1 protein-coding gene and 1 pseudogene are annotated in these 949 nt (G+C 58.4%); both read right to left on the bottom strand.

The genetic code is table 11. From position 1 onward, the window contains the following. A partial coding sequence (gene pssA / locus B2V21_RS19040) for a CDP-diacylglycerol--serine O-phosphatidyltransferase (protein WP_286917701.1) occupies window positions 1-570 on the bottom strand: 570 nt, incomplete at its 3' end. Between the two features lie 146 nt (window positions 571-716). Then, window positions 717-949: pseudogene (locus tag B2V21_RS19045) on the bottom strand (ketol-acid reductoisomerase); the annotation flags it as partial.

Below are 949 nucleotides of genomic sequence, written 5' to 3' on the forward strand. Positions count from 1 at the left end.
GAACGCCCATACGAGCCCTGCAACCACACCCGCCGCTGCGGGACTGGCCAGACCGATGAAATAGCGTTTATCGGCCGTACCGACCTGAGTATTGAAGCGTGCCAAACGCAGCGCCGCGCCGGCGACGTAGATGAAGGCCACCATCCAGCCGACCTTGCCCATGTCACCCAGTGCCCAGCCGAAGGCGAGCAGTGCAGGTGCGACACCGAACGCGACCATGTCGGAAAGCGAATCGTATTCCGCTCCGAAGGCGCTTTGGGTGTTGGTCATGCGTGCCACTCGGCCATCGAGGCTGTCGAGGACCATGGCGACGAAGATGGCGATGGCTGCGTAAGCAAAGTACTTGCTGGCTTCGGCAGCATTGCCGGCGCTCTGGGCGCTGATCGAGTTGATGATCGAGTAGAAGCCCGCAAACAGGTTCGCCGTGGTGAACAGATTGGGCAGAAGATAGATACCGCGGTGCCGGACTTTACGTCCTTCGGCGTCATGCCCTTCTTCGACATGCTCATCGATCGGCAGGAGGCTTTCGGCGTCAGGAGCCTTGTTTGGCTCTTGGGGACGTTCGCTCATGGACAATACCTTGCAACGGTGTGGAAAGTTTCGACAGGCGTCTGGGTCGAGGGTTCGACCGCAAAACGTTGCAGCTTTATACCAGAAGCTTGCCACCATAACGAAAAAACGCGGCCGGGGCCGCGTTTTCATCGCTTGGAACTGTATCAGTTCTTGGCTTTGTCGACGATCTTGTTGGCAGCGATCCAAGGCATCATGGAACGCAGCTGCTCACCAATGACTTCGATGCCATGAGCGGCGTTGTTGCGGCGCTTGGCGGTCATCGATGGATAGTTGGTAGCGCCTTCGTTGATGAACATCTTGGCGTATTCGCCATCCTGGATACGCTTGAGTGCGTTGCGCATCGCCTGGCGCGACTCGGCGTTGATGACTTCCGGAC

This window comes from Pseudomonas sp. UBA6276, from assembly GCF_002438365.1.
Taxonomy (GTDB): domain Bacteria; phylum Pseudomonadota; class Gammaproteobacteria; order Pseudomonadales; family Pseudomonadaceae; genus Aquipseudomonas; species Aquipseudomonas coleopterorum.